Annotated in this window: 16 protein-coding genes and 1 tRNA gene; 5 read left to right on the top strand and 12 right to left on the bottom strand. The window is 62.9% G+C overall.

Annotation, left to right across the window (positions count from 1 at the left end; translation table 11 throughout):
- The first annotated feature begins 82 nt into the window (after positions 1 to 82).
- Complete coding sequence (locus tag K3767_RS10415) at positions 83 to 1,333, top strand: class II fructose-bisphosphate aldolase (protein WP_221173516.1); 1,251 nt, start codon at positions 83 to 85, stop codon at positions 1,331 to 1,333.
- Here K3767_RS10415 and K3767_RS10410 read toward each other — a convergent pair.
- Positions 1,320 to 2,666 carry an ATP-dependent 6-phosphofructokinase gene (locus tag K3767_RS10410; protein WP_221173515.1) on the bottom strand — a complete coding sequence of 449 codons (1,347 nt, stop codon included), beginning with the start codon at positions 2,664 to 2,666 and terminating at the stop codon, positions 1,320 to 1,322. The two genes, K3767_RS10415 and K3767_RS10410, sit on opposite strands and share 14 nt — an antisense overlap.
- Entirely contained in the window at positions 2,663 to 3,583 is a 921-nt protein-coding gene (locus K3767_RS10405; protein WP_221173514.1) for a TIGR01777 family oxidoreductase, read from the bottom strand. The genes K3767_RS10410 and K3767_RS10405 overlap by 4 nt, the downstream gene beginning before the upstream one ends.
- A gap of 110 nt (positions 3,584 to 3,693) precedes the next feature.
- On the opposite strand from K3767_RS10405, the gene K3767_RS10400 reads away from it, so the two are divergent.
- Positions 3,694 to 4,722: a permease gene (locus tag K3767_RS10400; RefSeq protein WP_221173513.1), complete on the top strand. Its 1,029-nt coding sequence runs from the start codon at positions 3,694 to 3,696 to the stop codon at positions 4,720 to 4,722.
- Here the strand turns inward: K3767_RS10400 and K3767_RS10395 are convergent.
- Genes K3767_RS10395 through K3767_RS10375 form a run of 5 tightly spaced genes read right to left on the bottom strand, consistent with a single transcriptional unit; the run spans position 4,719 to position 9,333 of the window.
- A complete protein-coding gene (locus tag K3767_RS10395; protein WP_221173512.1) occupies positions 4,719 to 5,882 on the bottom strand; it encodes an RNA ligase in 1,164 nt (387 codons plus the stop codon). The two genes, K3767_RS10400 and K3767_RS10395, sit on opposite strands and share 4 nt — an antisense overlap.
- Positions 5,866 to 6,906 carry an RNA 3'-terminal phosphate cyclase gene (gene rtcA, locus K3767_RS10390; protein WP_221173511.1) on the bottom strand — a complete coding sequence of 347 codons (1,041 nt, stop codon included), beginning with the start codon at positions 6,904 to 6,906 and terminating at the stop codon, positions 5,866 to 5,868. Before rtcA ends, K3767_RS10395 begins: the two co-directional genes overlap by 17 nt.
- A 4-nt stretch (positions 6,907 to 6,910) precedes the next feature.
- Positions 6,911 to 7,861: an ABC transporter ATP-binding protein gene (locus tag K3767_RS10385; RefSeq protein ID WP_221173510.1), complete on the bottom strand. Its 951-nt coding sequence runs from the start codon at positions 7,859 to 7,861 to the stop codon at positions 6,911 to 6,913.
- Positions 7,846 to 8,799: an ABC transporter ATP-binding protein gene (locus K3767_RS10380; RefSeq protein WP_255592392.1), complete on the bottom strand. Its 954-nt coding sequence runs from the start codon at positions 8,797 to 8,799 to the stop codon at positions 7,846 to 7,848. Before K3767_RS10380 ends, K3767_RS10385 begins: the two co-directional genes overlap by 16 nt.
- Positions 8,800 to 8,808: 9 nt before the next feature.
- The gene (locus tag K3767_RS10375) at positions 8,809 to 9,333 is read right to left on the bottom strand and encodes a peptidylprolyl isomerase (protein WP_221173509.1); all 525 of its coding nucleotides are present in this window, start codon (positions 9,331 to 9,333) and stop codon (positions 8,809 to 8,811) included.
- A gap of 146 nt (positions 9,334 to 9,479) precedes the next feature.
- On the opposite strand from K3767_RS10375, the gene prxU reads away from it, so the two are divergent.
- From prxU to K3767_RS10360, 3 genes are all read left to right on the top strand, one after another.
- Entirely contained in the window at positions 9,480 to 10,136 is a 657-nt protein-coding gene (prxU, locus tag K3767_RS10370; protein WP_255592406.1) for a thioredoxin-dependent peroxiredoxin, read from the top strand.
- 62 nt (positions 10,137 to 10,198) lie between these two features.
- Positions 10,199 to 11,260 carry a cytochrome-c peroxidase gene (locus K3767_RS10365; RefSeq protein WP_221173631.1) on the top strand — a complete coding sequence of 354 codons (1,062 nt, stop codon included), beginning with the start codon at positions 10,199 to 10,201 and terminating at the stop codon, positions 11,258 to 11,260.
- Positions 11,261 to 11,326: 66 nt separating this feature from the next.
- Positions 11,327 to 14,326, top strand: coding sequence for an SbcC/MukB-like Walker B domain-containing protein (locus K3767_RS10360; protein ID WP_221173507.1), 3,000 nt, complete (start codon positions 11,327 to 11,329; stop codon positions 14,324 to 14,326).
- Here K3767_RS10360 and K3767_RS10355 read toward each other — a convergent pair.
- The 5 genes from K3767_RS10355 to dnaA all read right to left on the bottom strand — a co-directional run bounded on the left by K3767_RS10355 (position 14,323) and on the right by dnaA (position 18,799).
- Entirely contained in the window at positions 14,323 to 15,153 is an 831-nt protein-coding gene (locus tag K3767_RS10355) for a spermine synthase (RefSeq protein ID WP_221173506.1), read from the bottom strand. The two genes, K3767_RS10360 and K3767_RS10355, sit on opposite strands and share 4 nt — an antisense overlap.
- Positions 15,150 to 15,581: an S-adenosylmethionine decarboxylase gene (gene speD, locus K3767_RS10350; protein ID WP_221173505.1), complete on the bottom strand. Its 432-nt coding sequence runs from the start codon at positions 15,579 to 15,581 to the stop codon at positions 15,150 to 15,152. Before speD ends, K3767_RS10355 begins: the two co-directional genes overlap by 4 nt.
- 54 nt (positions 15,582 to 15,635) lie before the next feature.
- A tRNA-Pro gene (locus tag K3767_RS10345) sits at positions 15,636 to 15,712 on the bottom strand.
- 440 nt (positions 15,713 to 16,152) lie between these two features.
- Entirely contained in the window at positions 16,153 to 17,502 is a 1,350-nt protein-coding gene (locus K3767_RS10340) for an FAD-binding oxidoreductase (protein WP_221173504.1), read from the bottom strand.
- Positions 17,450 to 18,799 carry a chromosomal replication initiator protein DnaA gene (dnaA, locus tag K3767_RS10335; RefSeq protein WP_221173503.1) on the bottom strand — a complete coding sequence of 450 codons (1,350 nt, stop codon included), beginning with the start codon at positions 18,797 to 18,799 and terminating at the stop codon, positions 17,450 to 17,452. The genes K3767_RS10340 and dnaA overlap by 53 nt, the downstream gene beginning before the upstream one ends.
- Between the last annotated feature and the right edge of the window lie 363 nt (positions 18,800 to 19,162).

The raw sequence follows: 19,162 nt of genomic DNA, 5'->3' as shown, positions 1-19,162 counted from the left end.
TTTGTCGTGTTAGGATAGACTTAATGTAAGGAAGGAAGGTCTGTTTGTCCAGAAATCAAATATAAAAAGAAGGAGTTCTGGTATGGTGGACGAGAAAAAAGAATTTGATGGTGAGGTTTATCGGGCGGTCTTTGCGGAGGGGGGAGAAAAGGAGAGGCGTTTGCGGGCCCTGAGGGAGCGGGTGCTTGAGATGGGGGTGCGTCCGGCCTCCATATATCCCCTCTATCGGGAGATGGCCCGTGAGTTTCCGGGTTTCACCGTGCCGGCCGTAAACATTCGGGGGCTTACCTACGATGTGGCCCGAACCCTCTTTCGGGTGGCCCGGCGGCTTTCCGTGGGGGCGGTTCTGGTGGAGATCGCCCGCTCGGAGATGGGGTATACCCGGCAGAGACCCCTTGAGTATGCCACGGTGGTGCTGGCCGCGGCGGCCCGGGAGGAGTTCCCCGGTCCCGTGTTTCTTCAGGGCGATCATTTTCAGGCCAACCGCAGGGCTTTTCTGGCCAACCCTCAGGCGGAAAAGGAGGCCCTCAGGGCCCTTATCCGGGAGGCCATTGAGGCCGGTTTCTATAACATCGACATAGACGCCTCTACCCTGGTGGATCTATCCAAGGAGACTCTTGAGGAGCAACAGCGCCCCAATTACGAGCTCACCGCGGAACTGGCCGCGTATGTGCGCTCCTTGGAACCCGAGGGGATCACGGTAAACCTGGGCGGAGAAATCGGGGAGATCGGAGGGCACAACAGCACCCCGGAGGAACTCCGGGCCTTTATGGAGGGTTTTGGCCGGTCGTTTTCCGGTGAGGTGGGGCTTTCCAAGATCAGCGTGCAGACCGGCTCGAGCCACGGAGGGGTGGTGCTTCCGGATGGGTCCGTGGCCCGGGTCCAGATAGACTTTGACACCCTGCGGGTGCTCTCCGACATCGCCCGCAGGGAATACGGGCTGGCCGGGGCGGTTCAGCACGGGGCCTCCACGCTTCCCGAGGACTACTTCCACCTTTTTCCCGATGTGGGATGTGCGGAGATCCATCTGGCCACCGGGTTCCAGAACATCGTATTCGATCATCCGGCTCTCCCCGCGGAATTCAAAGAAAGAGTGTACGCTTATCTCAGGGAAAACCTGCGGAAGGAATGGAAGGAGGGCTGGACCGAGGCGCAGTTTCTCTACAAGACCCGCAAGAAGGCCTTCGGTATTTTTAAAAAGGAATGGTGGGATCTTCCCGAAAAGGTGAAGATTCCCATCATGGAGACCCTGGCCGAGACCTTCGAGCGTATCTTCCGGGCCCTCCGGGTCATCGACACCCTGGAGCTGGTTCGGAGGGTCATTCGTTTTTAAGCCTCCCCTGGCCGGTGGACTCCAGCACCGAGAGCCAGAATCGGCTCTGGGTGTTCACCTGCTTGCGGCGCTTTACGGCTTCGGAAAGGGGAAGGTGCACATAGTGGTGATTTAGGTAACTGATCATAAGACCGGTCTTTCCGGCCATGGCGGCGTGCACGGCGTACTGCCCCAGGAAACCGCAGTAGATCCGGTCGTCCACGCAGGCTGGCACACTCCGGATGATGTAACTGGGGTCGATATAACGCACATAGACTTCGATGTTTTTCGCCTTGAAATAGGCCTTGATGCGATCCCGCAGGAAGGCCCCGATGTCCCCGAGTTTCAGATTGCCCGAGGGGTCGTATTCCGGTTTTTCACCCTGCACATACTTCTGCCCGGCGCCCTCGGCCACCACGATCACCGCGTGTTTGCGCTCCGCCAGGCGTCTTTCCAGGGCCGCAAGCAACCCCCGGGGGCCATCGAGATCGAAGTCCTCCTCGGGTATCAGGCAGAAGTTGACCTCCTTGGTGGCCAGCGTGGCTGCCGCGGCGATGAAACCCGAGTGGCGTCCCATCACCTTGACCAGTCCGATACCGTTGGGGGCCCCAATGGCCTCGGTATGGGCACACCGAATGGCCTTGCAGGCCTCCTCCACCGCGGTCACGAATCCGAAGGTGCGGGATACCAGCCAGATGTCGTTGTCAATGGTCTTGGGAATTCCCACCACCGCGATCTTGAGACCCCGCCGGTCAATTTCCTCTCGGATTTTGTTAGCCGCCCGAAAGGTGCCGTCCCCGCCGATCATGAAAAGGATGTTTACATTCATGCGCTCCAGAGCGTCCACGATTTGATCAATGGGTTGGTGTCCCCGGGAGGTGCCCAGGAAGGTGCCTCCCAGCTCGTGAATGCTCGCCACCACCTCCGGAGTAAGCTCCACCACATCGTGGCCGTAGCCGGGAATGAACCCCTGCAATCCGTAGCGGATACCGTAAATGTGGCGCACGCCGTAGGAGTGATAGAGGGTGAGCACGATGGATCGGATCACATCGTTTATGCCCGGACAGAGGCCTCCGCAGGTCACCACCGCGGCCCTGGTCTTGGCCGGATCGAAATAGATGTAGGGTCTTGGACCGGCCAGCTCCGCCGAGGGAATGCTCCGGTCCTTTTCGACGGCCTCGCGCAGGTAGTTCTCCGAGACCCGCAGGACCACCCGCATTTCGTCGGTGACGAAACAGCCCCTGGGAAGATCCAGGGGGTTTTCGATGCGGGCCGGACCGAGAACTTCTATCGCAGTGTTGATGTCGTCAGGGATCTCCTCCAGAAAGTCGAAAAGGGAACAGGTGGGTTTCATGGTTGTCCTCCTTTTTTGTGCAGTATGTTCTCCAGGGCGGGGCGGAGTTTCGGAAAGGAGAAACGAAAACCCAGTGAGAGGAGCCTCCGGGGCACGGCCCGGCAGCTTTCCGCAAGTACCCCGGCCACCTCGCCGAAGACGAGCCGGAGACCCCAGAGAGGGGCGGGGAGGAAGGCCGGACGCCGGAGCACCCGTGCGAGTTCCCGGGCGAACTCCCTCTGCCGCACTGGTTCCGGAGCCACCAAATTGAAGGGTCCTCTGGCCCCGGGGGTCTCCGCGAGAAAGACCAGGGCCGCCGCTACATCGGCCCGGTGTATCCAGGGAAACCACTGTCTTCCCGAGCCTATGGGCCCCCCGAGCCCCAGACGAAAGACCGGAAGCATGGAAAGCAGTGCCCCTCCGTCGGGTCCCAGGACGATTCCGAATCGGGCCACCGCCACCCGGAGTCCCTGTTTTTCAAAGGAAAGGGCCGCTTTTTCCCAGTCCACACACAGCCGGGCCAGAAAATCCTTACCCGGCGGATGATCCTCCTCCACCGTGATCTCCCCGGTGTCACCGTAGTAGCCCACCGCGGAGGCGTTTACGAGAACGCGCCCCTCGCCCCGGGAAAGGGCTTCTCCCAGAAGCCGGGTGGAGAGTATTCGGGAATCCCGCAGTAGTTGCTTGTATTCTTTGCTCCAGCGGCGGAAAATGCTGGCCCCGGCCAGGTTGAACCCTACCGCGCAGCGGGCGGCCTCCTCCTGCCAGGGCCCGGGCTGCAGGGGGTCCCCCGGCACCGGACGAACTCCCTCCGGCAAAACCGCAATCCGGGCCTTGCTCCGCACCAGGGCCCATACCTCGTAGCCGGCCTTTACCAGCCTGGATAGGAGGGCTCGCCCGATAAACCCCGTGCCCCCCACCACGAAAACCCTTACCATGTTCCTATTATATACCCTGACCGGCCCCTTCCCCACCCCGATAAATAGGATCGGTTCTTATTTTTTGGGAGGGTGGTGCGGGGATGGGGAAGGACCGGTAAAATGGAGACATGGTGGGAGCCTATTTTACGAGTCTCACGCACCTCTTCCTGGAAAGCGCTCCGTATCTTCTGGCCGGGCTTTTCATCGCCGGACTTCTCAGGGTGTTTCTCCCGGAGGAGTTTCTCATCCGCCACCTGGGAGGTCATTCCCTTCTCGGAGCTTTCAAGGCGGCCCTTCTGGGGCTACCGCTTCCTCTTTGCAGTTGCGGGGTGCTTCCGGCGGCGGTGGGGCTCTATCGTCAGGGCGCAGGGCTCCCGGCCACCTTCGCCTTTCTGGTGGCCACCCCTCAGACCAGCGTGGACGCCATCGCCCTGGCCTACGGACTCCTGGGCGGAGTCTTTGCGGTGGCCTATCCTCTTTCAGCCCTCGGTGCGGCTCTCCTGGTGGCCCTCGCCATTACCTTCGGTACCGGGCGGCGACACCGGGAAACCACCACCCCCCTCCTCTCCTGTGCCTGTTGCTCCGAGCAGAATCCTCATACTCACACCTTTTCCGAAAAACTGGTCGCCTCCCTGCGTCACTCCGTGGAGGAACTCTTCGCCGAGATAGCCCGTCCCCTCCTCGTGGGATTTCTCCTGGCGGCGCTGGTCTCCGTCCTGCTTCCCCCGGATCTGGCCCGCGTACTCTCCGCTCACGGGCTCACCTATCCGGCCATGCTCCTCCTGGGGCTCCCCCTCTATCTATGCGCCACCGCCTCCATACCCCTGGGCTACGCCCTCCTGACCAAGGGATTCAGCCCCGGAAGCGTGCTCATCTTCCTCATGGCCGGACCGGCCACCAATGTGACCTCCCTCACGGTGCTGGTGAGGGTGTTCGGAAAACGGATAACGATCCTCTACCTGGTTAGCCTCATCCTGGCCGCTTTTGTCTCGGGGTGGATCTTCGACCGCCTGGTGGGAGGATTCGTCCCCCCGGGAAAGGGCGCTCTGGAGGAGGGACCGGGGCCGGTATCCGTGCTCTCCGCCGGCGTTCTGGGCGTGTTTTTCCTGCGGGAACTCCTGTGGAAAAGACTCTTCTCACGAAAGGGAATAAGCTAATCCACCACGGCAAACCCTTCCAGCTTCTGTTTCCAGAAAGCGGTGGCCCGCGGATAGATCTTGATCAGCTCCACCACCAGGTACCCCTCTTTCTCCTCCACTTTCCGCACCTCCACCTTTACCCGGGCGTGTCTGAAGTGGGCCAGCAGGGCTCTCAGGGCCCGTTCGGTCCGGAAACGGAGCCGGAAGGCCTCGGTGACCGGCTCTCCCTCGTCCACCCTGCGGAGAAGCTCGGAGAGGGGAGCGAGCAGGCGTCGGCCCACCTCGCTCCATTCCTCACCGGAGAGGGATCCGGCGAGCTCCCACCGGCTCAGCACATACCGCACCAGCCGATGCGTTAGATACTCCGGAGGCACATCCCCCAGATAGGGGAAAACCACCCGCAGGTCCTCCAGGTGGGAGGCCGGCGTGGCGTACTTGAGGTAGGTCCCCCCGCCGGATTCCTTGAGTACCACCCCCTCCCGGCCCTCCGCTTCGTAACGACGCAGAAGATCCAGGAGCGGTTCGGGGGCCCCGGGCTCAAAGGGGCCGTGAATCTCGGGACGAGGGAAACCGTAGGCCTCGAGCAGGGCATACTTTTCCTCCGGAGGCAGGAGGCGCCCCTCCGGCACCTTCATGAGGTCGAACACGAAAAAACGCACATCCTCCCTTATGTAGGGAGGCCATTCCCCCACGAAGGGGTTTCCCGGCCCCGCCACCTCGGCACAGACGCAGAGGTCAGGATGGTCGTCAAGGAAACGGGGAAGATCGGGCAGAAAGTCGGGGAAACGATCGGTGGCAAAGGGGCAGATGAATCCCCTCCGGGTCAGGGCCAGGATCTCTCCTCCGATGCGAAAAAGCCGGACATTGTAGCCCTCGATCTTTTCTTCGGCAAAGAAGGGTTTCCGGAAGTAGCGCGGCACCCCGGTGGAGAGACGGAAGAGGCGCGGAATGTGTGGGAATCCGGGCAGGGTGATCCCCGGCCCGAAGACCGTTCCGGCGGCAAATCCCCTGAAGTCGCGGCGGAGCCGGAAAAGCGGATGTTTGGTTCCAGCGAGGGCGCGCAGTTTTCCGGCCTGAAGGGCCCTCTCCCACGCCTCGAGAGGCAACCGCCTCATCTGCTCGTTGCGGAAGTAAACGCCCTTCAGGCGCTCCAGAGCGGTCTCAGAAGAATCCGACACCGAAGACCTCCACCTCTCCCGGATGTCCCTCCTCTCCGTGGATTTCGATCCCGGCCTCCGGCAGGAACCGGCTGATGACCCAGGCGTTGGTCAGGAGATGCCCGGTCACGCGAGGAGTTCGGAAGCGGGTCTTTCCGGTGGCCAGCGCCGCCGGAAGAAGGATCTGATCCGCCAGGTGTTCGTCCACGGACGCCTCCCTCTCCATGTCTTCAAGATAAGGCTCCACCGCCTCCTCGGCCACCCTCTCGGCGGGCTTGCCGCGGGCTCCCAGGGCGAAGTGCCCCAGTCTCTTCGTCTCCTCCAGACCCCAGACTCCCACAAAAGTTCCGGGGGAGGGGCTTTCCACCGCCTCAATCATGACCTCACCGCGAATTCCGGCTTCTTCGAGAAGTTTTTCCGCGCGGCGGGCCTGACGCCGTCGAATGTGGGCGGGGAGGTCCCGGCTGGTCACGGAAAGGACACGGGTCAGCCGGGGCCGGAAAGGAGGGGCCAGGGTGACCCCGACCAGGGCCTTTACGGGCTCCAGTTCCGCGAGGATTTCTCCACCTCCGGCGGGATAGAAGCCGTAGCGTCGGATCCTCAGGGTTCCGGAGAGGCCCATGGCTTCGGCCACCGGCCAGAAGACCTCGGAGAGATAGTGGAAGCAGGGGCTGTGGGGCACATGGGTACCTCCGCGCAGGATAAGACGCCCTCCGCCCGCCGCGGAAAGGGGCAGGTAGAGGGTCTGGAAGAGCAGACCGGTGGCCCCGGCGGTGCCTATGTCCAGGGTGTAGGCGCCGGGGCGCGGGCGTCCGGGGCGGAAGGTGATCTCCAGGGATCCCCGGCCGTCCCCCTCCACCTCGGCCCCGGCCAGGCGGGCGGCTCCCCTGACGCAGGCGAGATGCTGAGGCCTCAATCCCGGGCGGGGACGCCCGGCCCGGATGTTGATCAGGCGAAAAGGACGCCCGGTGAGAAGAGATAGGGTGAGGGCGGTCCGGAGGATCTGTCCCCCGCCTTCTCCGTAGGATCCGTCGAGAACGAGCACCCGTTCACCTCCGGTGACAGGCTATCAGGTGCCCGGGCTCCACCTCCTTGAGGGTCGGGGCCTTGCGGCGGCAGAGGTCCCCGGCCTCCGGGCAGCGGGGATGAAAGACGCAACCCCGCGGCCGATGAAGGAGGCTGGGGGGTTCGCCGAGGGGTTTCCTCCGGGGCCGATCCCCTCCCGGGACCGCCGCAAGCAGAATCTGGGTGTAGGGATGGAGCAGGTCCCCGAAGAAGACCTCCCGGGGGCCCAGCTCCACGATCTCCCCCAGGTACATGACCGCTACCCTATGGCTCAGATAAAGTACCACCGGAAGGTCGTGGGAGATGAAGAGATAACTCATCCCGAAACGGTGCCTGAGTTCCTCGAGAAGTTCTAGGATCTGGGCCTGCACGGAGACATCCAGGGCCGAGGTGGGTTCGTCCAGGACGATGACCCGGGGGTTTGAGGCGAGCGCCCTGGCGAGGGCCACGCGCTGGCGCTGCCCGCCGGAAAGCTGGTGAGGAAAACGGGAGAGGAGTTCGGAGGAGAGTCCGGTCAGTTCCAGGAGCCGGAGGGCTTTCTCCCGGGCCTCGCGGTGGCCGACTCCTTGCAACCTCAGGGGCTCGGTAACGAGGTCCACCACGCGCAGGCGGGGATTGAGGGAAGCCGCCGGATCCTGGAAGACGGCCTGCAGTTTCGGACGCAGGGCCTTACGGCGTGACGAGGACACCCGCCAGAAAGGGGCGTCCAGAAAATACACCTCTCCCCGATCAGGGGGCTCTAAGGCCAGGGCCACCCGGGCCAGCGTGCTTTTCCCGCAACCGCTCTCCCCCACCAGTCCCAGGGTCTCGTTCTCGTAAAGGGTCAGGTCGATCCCCCGGAGCACCTCCACCCTCGGCCCCCGGCCCCAGAGTCGCCGGAGCCGATAGCTTCGATGGACCTCCCGAAGCTCGAGCACCTTCACCGTTTCAGACATCTCACCCACCGGTTGGGGGAAGACTCTTTGAGTTCGGGATGAATCCCGGCACAGTCGGGGAGGCGTTCGGGGCAGCGCGGAGCGAAACGACATCCCGGGGGCCACCTCCCCGGCGGGGGTACCTGTCCGGGGAGTCCTTTTAGTCGGCGTATCCCCAGACGCGGAAAGGCCTCAAGGAGGGCCCGCGTGTAGGGATGCAGGGGCTCCGCGAAAAGATCCTCCCGCGGGGCTACCTCCACCACCTCTCCGGCGTACATGACCGCCACCCGGTCGGCCACCTCCCGGATGACCGCAAGGTCGTGGGAGATGAAGAGAAGGGCCAGGTTCCGGCGTTCCCTCAATTCCAGGAAAAGGTCCAGGATCTGGGCCTGCACGGTCACATCCAGGGCCGTGGTGGGTTCGTCAGCCACCAGGAGGTCGGGATTGCCGGCCAGCGCCATGGCAATCATGACCCGCTGACGCATTCCCCCGGAAAGTTCGTGGGGGTAGTTCCTGAGGCGGGTCTCCGGATCGGGGAGCCCCACTTCGGCAAAGAGCTGGGCGGCCTCCCGGCGGGCCTCCCTTCCCGTAAGTCCACGGTGGAGACGCAGGACTTCCTCCACCTGGTAGCCCACGGTGAAGACGGGGTTGAGGGCGGTGAGGGGTTCCTGGAAGATGAGGGCCACCCGACGCCCCCGCACGCGTCTTCGTTCCTCCTCGGAGACGCTGAGGAGGTCGTTTCCGGCCAGGAGAACCTCCCCCCTTCGGGGTCTTACCTGAGGGGGAAAGAGCGCCAGACAGGCAAGGCCGGTCAGGGTCTTCCCGCAGCCGCTTTCCCCCACCAGACCGAACACCTCCCCCCGGTGGACGGAGATGTCCACGCCGTCCACCAGCAGGGGACCTTTTTCCCCCAGGCCCAGCGACAGATTCCGGATGTGTAGGAGGGGGACCCCCTCCACGGGTTAGGCTCAGCCTCCGCCGCAGCGCCGGATCTCCGCGGCCAGGATCTCCTGAGCCGTGGCCTCCCGCACGGCCTCGATGCGCACCCTCATGAGCACATTTTTTCCGGCCGCGGGATGGTTGAAGTCGGCCTTGACCCGATCGCCGTTTACCTCAAGGACCTTGAAAAAGGTCTTCTGTCCGAAGGGCCCCACCTCTTCGTAATAGGCTCCGGGCTTAACCCGTTCGGGATGTTTTAGACGGGAGAGGGGGATTTCCTTCACCAGATGCGCCCGATGCGGCCCGTAAGCCTGCTCCGGAGGGATGGTAATTACGATTTCGTCGTTTTCCCGGGCCCCCTCGATGGCCCGCTCGAGAAGGGGCAGCACCGGCTCACGCCCGTAAATGAAAGAGGCCTCCATGGGCCTTCTGAACCATTCCGGGGCCTCCTCCCCTTCGATCTCAAGGTGATAAACCAGGGTTACCAATCTATCCGGTCCCACGGTAAGACCATCCATGTAAAACCCCCATCGATCAAGCTTGTATCTTTTCATTTAACCCCCCCTTTACTCCGGGGTCAACTTCTAAAAATAGGATCGGATCCCATTTTCCCGAGGGGTTACCGATGACGCGGGCCGTGCTTATCTTCTCGAATAACAGGAGATGGAGGTGGGTATTCTAGACTTGACTTTTTCTAAAAATTGTTCTAAGTAAAAAAGCAAACAAATCTATAAAAGGAGGTGTAATTATGTGCATTAGACCGGGACTGATGGCGCCGGATTTTGAGGCTCAGGCCTATGCGGACGGAACCATCAAAACCCTTAAGCTTTCGGATTGCAAGGGCAAGTGGGTCCTGCTGGTCTTCTATCCGGCGGACTTCACCTTCGTGTGTCCCACGGAGCTGGTGGCCATCGCCAAGAAGTACAAAGACCTTCAGGACATGGGCGTGGAGGTGCTGGGGATTAGCATCGACACGCCTTTTGTACACAAGGTCTGGCAGGAAACCGAACTCTCCAAGATGGTGGAGGGCGGGGTGCCCTTCCCGCTGGTTTCCGATCCCGCCGGAAAGATCGGGCAGCTCTACGGGGTTTACGACGAGAAGCAGGGGCTCAACCTGCGGGGCACCTTCCTCATCGATCCCGACGGCGTGATCCAGTTCATGGACATCCTCAACGCTCCGGTGGGGCGGAATGTGGACGAGCTCATCCGGCGCATTCGCGCCTTCCAGCATGTGCGGGAGACCGGCGGGGCCGAGGTCTGTCCGGCTCACTGGGAGCCCGGAAAGCCCACCCTCAAGCCCGGAGCGGAGCTGGCCGGGAAGGTTTACGAGACCTGGAAGGCCGAACTGGTGGATTAAAACCCCGGGGGCCGAAGGCCCCCTTCCTTTAAAATCTAAGAAGGAGGATGGTTATGGGGAAGATGTACAGGTTTCTAAGTGTAATTGGACTTTTACTGGTGGTATTGGGACTGGGGTTTTCGGGAGCGCGGGCCGGGGATCAGGAGCTTCTCGCGGAGGCCCGGCAGTACTTCAAGCCTCTTCCGGACAAACCCCCGGCTTTGCGGAACAATCCCCTTACCCCCGCCAAGATCGAGCTCGGGAAGATGCTCTACTTCGATCCCCGCCTTTCCGCCTCGCACCTCATAAGCTGCAACACCTGCCACAATCTCTCCCTGGCTGGGGTGGACATCCAGGAGACCTCCACCGGACACATGTGGCAGCGGGGTCCCCGAAACGCCCCCACGGTACTGAACGCCGTCTTCAACACCGCCCAGTTCTGGGACGGACGGGCCAGGGATCTCGAGGAACAGGCCAAGGGGCCGGTGCAGGCCTCGGTGGAGATGAGCAACACCCCGGAACGGGTGGTGGCCACCCTCAAGTCCATCCCCGAGTATGTGGAGATGTTTCGCCGGGCCTTCCCCGGTGAGAAGGACCCCGTGACCTTCGACAATGTGGCCAAGGCCATCGAGGCCTTCGAGGCCACCCTTCTCACCCCCGATGCCCCCTTCGACCGGTTTCTTAAGGGGGACCTCTCCGCCCTCAACCCGGAGGAAAAAGAAGGCCTGCGTCTTTTCATGGAAAAGGGCTGCGCCAACTGTCACAACGGGGTGAATGTGGGCGGTGGCATGTACGCCCCCTTCGGGGTGGTGGAGCGTCCCGGAGCGGACATCCTTCCCCCGGGAGACAAGGGCCGCTTCGCGGTGACCAAGACCGCCTCGGACGAGTATGTCTTCAAGGTGCCCTCCCTGCGTAATGTGGCCCTTACCTACCCCTACTTTCACTCCGGAAAGGTGTGGCGCCTTGAGGACGCCGTGGCCATAATGGGCACGGCCCAGCTCGGCGCGGAGCTCTCCCCCGCGGAGGTGAAGAAGATCACCGCTTTTCTGAGGAGTCTCACCGGAAAGCAGCCCGAAATCACCCTGCCCATCCTTCCGCCGAGCACCGACCGGACCCCGAAACCCATCCTGGGCAAGGTTAAGTAAGAGCCTGGGCCCCGTCACCCCCGGAGGCTTCCCTCGGGGTCTCCGGGGGTTTATCATGAAGGGGCGATGCGCCCCCTGCGACTTCGCCTGCAGGCCTTCGGTCCCTACCTGAACCCCGTCGAGGTGGACTTCCGGGTCTTTGATAGATTCGGGCTCTTTCTCATCTCCGGACCCACCGGGGCCGGGAAAAGCACCCTGTTTGACGCCATCACCTTTGCCCTGTACGGCGAGGCCAGCCTGGAGGAAAAACGGGATCGGGATCTCCGCAACATCCGGGCCCCCCGATCCCTTCCGACCACGGTGGAGTTCGAATTCGGCGTGCGGGGGAGACGACACCGGGTGGTGAGAGTCTTCCGGGAAACCCCCCGGGGCCTTCAGAAAGAGGCCGCCCTCTGGGAGGAGGGACGGCTTTCCACCCAGAAGACCAGCGAGGTCACCGCCCGGGTGCGGGAGCTTCTCGGGTTTTCGGCCCGGGAGTTCCGACGCGTTCTCCTCATACCGCAGGGGAAATTCCGGGAGTTGCTGCTGGCCCGGGGCGAGGAACGGGAAAGACTCCTCCGGACCGTGTTCCAGACCGAGCGTTTTGCCGCCCTGGAGGAGATCCTCAAGACCATGGAGGCCGAAGCCCGACAGAGATGGTCAAACCTGGAGGAACGCCGGAAGGCCCTTCTGACCTCCTCGGGGTTCGAGGAAAGAGAGGCCCTCCGCGAGCACCTCCGGACCGAAACCGAAACCCTGGAGCGTGTCCGGAGGGAACTCCGGGAGACCCGGAGGCGTCGGGAGGCCCTGGAGAGGACTCTCGAGGAGGCCCAGCGGGTGGCCAGGATCTTCGAGGAGAGGCGGGAGATCGCCCTCAGGCTCCGGGAACTCGAAAGACGGACACCGGAAATGGAGGCCCTGAAAAAGGAGATCGAGGCCCTGAACGAGGTGGAGAAGCTCCTGCCCCTTTACCGCAGGGTGAACGAGCTCGAGGAGGAATGGCGTCGGAAAAGTAGGGAGAGAGAGCGTCTCTCCCTGGAGCTGAGGCGCCTGGAGGAGGAGCTCGAAAGGGCGGCCCGCCGGCTCGAGGAGGTGACCGGCCGGGAGGACGAGATCGAGGCCCTGCGGGAGGAACTGCACCGGCTGAGGGACCTTCTGGAGGTGGTGCAGGAGCTGGAAACGCTGGAAAAGGAGAGAGCCGGAGCGGAGAGAGAGTTGCGGGAGGTCTCCGGGGCCCTGGAGACCTGCCTCGGGAGGCTCCGGGGGCTTCAGGAGCGCATACGCGGGATGGAGGACGAGCTTTCCCGCCGACTCTCCCTTTCCGCGCAGGAGCCCGATTGCCTCGCGAGGGTGCGTCAGCTGGAGGAGACCCTGGAAAGAATGGCCCGCCTTGAGGTCCTGGCCGGGGAGAAAAACCGGCTGGAAGGGGAGGAGGGCCGGCTCGAGGAGGAAATGGCTCGCCTTACGGAGCTTCTTGCCCTTAAAGAGGAAAAGCTTGAGGAGATGCGGGAAGTTCTTTCCCGGCACAGAATCTGGGAGATAGCCCGGGAGCTCGAACCGGGAAAACCCTGCCCGGTCTGCGGTTCCACGGAACATCCCTTTCCGGCGGAGCCCCCCGGGGAGGTTCCGCGGGAAGGGGATCTGCGGGAGCTCGAGCGGGAGGTGAAGGAGTTGAGGGAGAAACTTGCGGAAAAGGAGAAGACCCGGGCCCTCCTTAAGGGAAGAAGGGAGGGCCTGGAGCGGGAGATGGCGGCTCTCCTGGATCGTCTTTCCGAAAGGGCCCCGGCGGACGAGCTCCGGGCGGAACTGCTTCGGCTGCGGAAGGACCTTGAGGTCTGCCGGAGGGCTCGCAGGGAGGCCGGCGAGCTTTCGCGGAGCCTGGAGACTCTGCGGGCCGAGAGGCTTCGCCTGGAGGAGGAACGCGAGCGGCTGGAGGAAGCGCTCCGGCAGAGGGCCTCCCGGGTGGAAAGGATTGCCGCCCGACTCGAGGCCCTGCGAAGGGGAATCCCCTCGCCGGTGGACTCCGCGTCGCTGGCGAGACAACTGCGGGAGGGGGAAAGGCGTCTTTCCGCCTGGCAGGAGGAAAAACGCCTCCTCGGGGAGAAGGTGGAGACCTTACGATCCCGGCGGGCGGCCCTTGAGGCGGTGCTGAAAAGGCTGGCGGAGGAACTCTCCGAAACGGAGGAAAAGAGGACGCGGGCCGAGGAGGAATTTCGGGCCGGCCTGCGGGCCACGGGGCTTGACCGAAAGGAGTTCGAGGGGCTCCTGGAAAAGAGAGCCCGGCGGGGGGAACTGGAGGCCGTCCTGCGGGCCTTTGAGACGGAAAGAGAGGCCCTGAGGAAGCGTCTCCGGGATCTGGAGCGGGAACTGACCGGAAAGAGCCCGCCGGACCTGGAGACCCTTCGGGAGAAACACCTGGCCCTGCGCGAAGCCGAGGAGCGCCTGCACCGGGAGGAGGGAAGGCTCTCGGAGAGAGTGGAATACCTGAAGGGGTTGCTCCGGGATCTGGAGGCGGTGGAGGAGGAGCTGGCCGGGGCGGAAAAACGCCTCCGGGTGGTAAGTGCGCTTGCCCGCCGGATGAGCGGAGACAACGACAAACGGCTTTCCTTTCACCGTTTCGTGGTGGCCGCCTTTTTTGAGAGGGTGCTCGAGCGGGCCTCGGACAGGCTGGGGGAGCTTACCGCGGGGCGTTACCACCTCCTGCGGGAGGCCGAGATCCGGGATCGAAGACGGATAGGGGGGCTCGATCTCGCCGTATTCGACTCCTGGAGCGGAGGGGTACGCCCGGTCTCCACCCTTTCCGGAGGGGAGTCCTTTCTGGCGGCCCTCGCGTTATCCCTCTCCCTTTCGGAGGTGGTTCAGGAGATGGCCGGGGGAAGACCCCTGGAGTGTCTTTTCATTGACGAAGGCTTCGGCAATCTGGATCCCGAAGCCCTGGAAATGGCCCTTTCGCTTCTTTCCGGGCTCAGGGCCGGAGGGCGCCTGGTGGGGATCATCTCCCATGTGCGGGAACTGAAGGAACGCCTTCCGGCGGTGCTGGAGGTGATCCCGGGCAAGGAGGGGAGCACGATCCGGGTGAGGATTTAGAGATACAGGATCTCCCGGCGCCACCACTCGGGAAGGGCAAAGGAGGCCCGGTGCATCTCCGGACTGTAGTGACGCCCCACGAAGCGGCGTTTGGGTTCGAAGTCGAGTTCCGGGGAGCGTCCCCCCATCAGAAAAGCGATCTCGTCACCGTAGCAGGGCACCATGGCCCGCAGCACCGCAAGGCGCGGAAAGACCCCGGAGGCAAGCCGCCAGGCCCGGCGGAGAATGTCCGGAAAGAAGCCCGGAAGACTGGCCTGCTGAATGAAAAGCCCCTCGGGCTTGAGGATCCGCAGCACCCCCCGGTAGAATTCCTCGGTGTAAAGGGTCCGAGCCGGGCCCACCGGATCGGTGCAATCCACGATGACCAGATCGAAACTCTCCCCGGGGAGTTCGGAAACCGCGGCTAGCCCGTCCCGCACCATGAATTCCACCCGGGGATCCTCGTAATCCCCGGAGAGATCCCGGAGGTACTTCTGACACACCTCGAACACGGAAAGATCCAGCTCGGCCTGGAGGATGCGCTTCACTCCCTCGAGTTTCTGAACCTCACGCAGAACCCCGCCGTCCCCCCCTCCGACGATCAGGATCGTTTCCGGAGCCCCGGCGAGGGCGGCGGCCGGCGTGTAAACGATGGTCTCGTGATAAACGAACTCGTCCCGCTCGGTGAATTGCACGATCCCGTCCAGGACGACGAATCGCCCCCAGAAGGGATTGTGGAAGACCTGGAGGTGCTGGCCGGCCGGGGTGCGTTCCTCGTAAATCAGGCCCACCCGATAGGCGTGGCCGTAATCCCGGCCCAGGGATTCGCGCCACCAGTAGCGAGTCAAGTCTCCCCCTCGGAAAAGAGATTGCCCCTCTTGACCTCTACCACATGGACATAACTGGGGCGGAAGGCCTTCTGCATGCGATCCAGGATGGCGTAAGCCCCTTCCTCCGTGGCGGCGAAGATGTCCACCGCGGCGTAGCCGTTTTCCGGCCAGGTGTGGATAAAGATGTGGGCATCCCCGAAGGTGGCCTTGGCCGAGACCCCGTAGGGCTGAAACTGGTAGGAAACGATGTCGCCCCTTTCTCCGCGTCCGTTTCCGGAAAAGCGCAGGGCCCTTTCCACCTCGTCGGCCCGGGCCAGCACCTGAAAGGGCGCCTGCCACATCTCCACCAGAAGATGCGTGGTTACCGGAAAACTACTCTCTTTCCTGCCCCCCTGGGCGGGAATGACATCCAGCCGGTCAATCTGGCACACCGGGGTCGCCCTCATCGCACACCTCCCCCCAGGCCAGGGCCTGGTTTTGTGAGTTTTTACAAATAAAAATGGTCGGGACGGGCGGATTTGAACCGCCGACCCCCCACACCCCAAGCGGGTGCGCTGCCAGGCTGCGCTACGTCCCGAACCTCCGCCAAACCTATATCCACATTACCGTGGGTTGTCAAGATAAAACCCGAAATTTTGGTATCCTCAAGCAATTTTGTTGTCCGTAAATTACTAGAAATCTGAGATTTATAGCTCGCTTTTTCGGGAAAACTGACGGGGGCTATCCTACCGGGCTCCGGATCAGTCCACGCTACTTGGCCATTGGGGCGTTTCAGCCCATTTTCGCACAGGGAAAAGCTTTTCGGCCTAGAGGTCGAGGTTCTCGGCCCGCTCCACCCCGCAACCGGTGGTCCCCTCCTGAGACCCAAAATCAGGGAAAAGGGATGCCCCTCGCAGCAGGCCTGACACCGCCGGTATCCGCAGGGTGCGGAAGAAGGGGCCTTCTCTCCCCCGGAAAATCCTCCTGTGTTTGGGCCATACCTAAATTATGGGCGAAAAAAGGGAAAAGTGACAAAAACTAGAGGACTTTTTCCGGATTGAGGAGGCCTTTAGGGTCGAAGAGTCGTTTCAGCTCTCGCATGAGGGAGAGTCCTGCGGGGGGGACTTCGGCGGGGAGATAGGCCTTCTTGGTGAGGCCCACGCCGTGTTCGCCGGAGAGGGTTCCCGAGAGTTCGAGCACCAGGGAGAGGATTTTTTCCCGCAGGGTTCGGGCCCGGGGTTCCGCCTCCGGCTCGAAGAGGATGTTCACATGGAGGTTCCCGTCGCCGGCGTGGCCGAAACAGGCCACGGTGAGACCGGTCTCCGCGGAGAGCCGTCGCACCTCCTTCAGGAAGAACGAGAGCCTGGATCGGGGGAGCACCACATCGTCGGCGAAGCGCCGGGCCCCCAGTTTCCTTAGGGCCGGAGAAATTCCCCGGCGTATCTCCCACAGTCCTTCGGCCTCGGCTCCGCGGGCCTCCTTCAGGAAACGGGTCTTCCCGGCGAGGAGGTGCCGGGTGCGTTCGAGATCCTCTTTTACGGCGGCCTCCGGGCCGTCGAACTCAAAAAGAAGCAGTCCGTGCACCTCCCTTTCGGGGAAACCGGTGGCCGAGAGGGTGACGCGATCCATGAATTCGGCGGCGGCGGGAAGCACGCCGCGGGAAAGCACCTCCTGCATGGCCGAAAGCGCCGACTCCTCGTCGGTGAATCCCGCGGCGAGGGTCCCCCGGGACGGAGGAAGCGGGAGCACCTTGAGAGTAATCCGGGTGAAGACCGCCAGCGTCCCCTCTGAGCCCACGAGGAGCCGGGTGAGGTCGTAACCCACCACTCCCTTGAGGGTCCTCACGCCCAGGGAGAGAACCTCACCCCCCGGAAGCACCGCCTCGAGCCCCAACACATAGTCCCGCGTGACCCCGTACTTGAGACCCCGGGGCCCTCCGGCGCAGGTGGCCACATTGCCCCCGATGGTGGAGAAGCGGAAACTGGCCGGATCCGGCGGATAGAAGAGTCCCCTCCGGGCCAGGGCTTCTTTGAGGCGGGCGTTCACCACTCCGGGTTCCACCACCGCCACCAGGTCCTCGGGGTTGATCTCCAGGATCCGGTTCATGCGGGAAAGGCAGAGGACCAACCCCCCCTCCGGGGCCAGAGGGGCTCCGGTGGTGGCGGTGCCGGCCCCCCGGGGCGTCACCGGGAACTCCTCCTCGTAGGACAGGGTCAGGATCCGGGAGACCTCCTCGGTGTTTTCCGGGAGGGCCACCGCCTCGGGCACCCGAATCAGCCCCGAAGCGTCGTAGGCGTAGGCCAGGCACGCGGCTTCTTCCTCGAGAAAGCGATCCCTAAGCAGCCTTCGCAGGGCTCTGCGGGCGGCCCTGCTGAGCCTCCTCTTCAAAGCCGAAACGCTCCTCAAGCTCCTTTTCCAGGTATTCTATCTGATACCGGAAGCGATCCGAAGAGGCCATCTTTTTTTCCACGGTCTGGATGGCGTAGAGCACCGTGGCGTGATCCCGGTTGAAACGATGCCCGATGGCCGAAAGGCTCTGGTCGGTGTACTTGCGCAGGAGAAACATGGCCACCTGCCGGGGCTCGCTCACGCGTTTTTTCCGGGATCGGGACAGGAGTTCCTCCGGGGAGACGCGGAAGTTGCGGCACACCAGCTCGATCACCAACGAGAACGGATCGGTCCCCTGGGGAGGGAGAATTTCGGCCACCAGCTCCCGGGCCAGAGTCAGGTTCACCGGTTCCCGGAGGATGCTGGCCCGGGCGATGAGCCCCACCACGGCGCTCTCGATCTGCCGGATGTCGCCCCGGAGGTGCCGGGCCAGGAACTCCACCACCTCCTCGGGGAACTCGTGCCCCTGGCGGCGAGCCTTGCGGCGAATGATGTTGCGCCGGGTCTCGTAGTCCGGCGGATTGATGCGCACCACCATCCCCGCCGAAAACCGCGAGCGCAGGGCCGAGTCCAGATGGGAGAGCTCGTGGGGTTTCTTCACCGAGGTGAAGACCACCGCCTTCTCCTCCTCGTAGAGGTGATCCAGGGCCAGGGCTAGTTCCCCCTGAGTGAAGTCCCGGGGTGGAAGCTGGTGCACCTCCTCCAGGACCAGGACGTCGCAGGCCCTCCAGAGCCGGTCCTTGAAGTCGTCCATCTGGCCGCCCTTCAGGGCCCGGATCAGACCGGCGGTGAAGTCCCGGGCGGTGAGGTAGCAGACCCTGACCTCCTTCTTTTCGGAAAGGAGGGCGTTTCCCACGGCCTGCGAGAGGTGGCTTTTCCCCAGACCGCTTTCGGCGGTGAGGTAAACGATCTGGCCCCGGGGGTCCTCGGTGACCCTTCGGCAGACCCTGTAGGCCAGCCGATTGCAGTCTCCCACCACGAACTCCTCGAAGGTGAACCTCCGGGAGAGCCGGCGGCCCAGCACCCGGGCCGGCTCGTAGGGGAGGGTGAGTTGGGTGGGAGGAGAGACCTCCTCCACCCGGAAGGTCACCCGGGACAGCCCCTGTTCACGGGCGGCCTCCCGCAGGAGATCCAGGTAGTTCTCCTCCACCCACTCCCGGGTGAAATCGTTGGGCACCAGAACCACCAGGGTGTTTTCCTTTATCTCCGCGGAAAGGGGCTCGATCCAGACCCGAAAGGCGGGTTCGGGGAGTTTTTCCCTGAGAATATCTTTTATTTTTGGCCACAATCCTGCCATAACTCCCTCCGAAGCCGTGCGAAACGGTCCCTAACTTATTAACCCGAGGGGGGAGGAAAGGCAAAAACCGAAAAGACCGGATAGGGGAAATTAACCCTCAACGGCGAGGGGACTTTTTTTACCGATTACATCGACGGTTAAGTTGCGTTGTTTTGAAATACAGGCTACATCGTCCAATCTGCCTTCTAAAATTTAGACCGGGTTATAAGACATTTGTTAATCACAAATGAGGTTCTGCACTTTCAGGAGGGGAAAGCTTCCTTCCGTTTTCGGCCTATTTCGTCTGATTTTGCCCTCGAGATTTTGTGGCGGAGGCTTCGGGGGTTAGGCGGGGGCTTCCCCGAAGGCCTTAATTCTGTTAGG

It is taken from the genome of Thermosulfurimonas sp. F29 (assembly GCF_019688735.1).
Classification (GTDB): Bacteria; Desulfobacterota; Thermodesulfobacteria; order Thermodesulfobacteriales; family Thermodesulfobacteriaceae; genus Thermosulfurimonas_A.
This window is presented reverse-complemented; position numbering and strand designations above follow the sequence as displayed.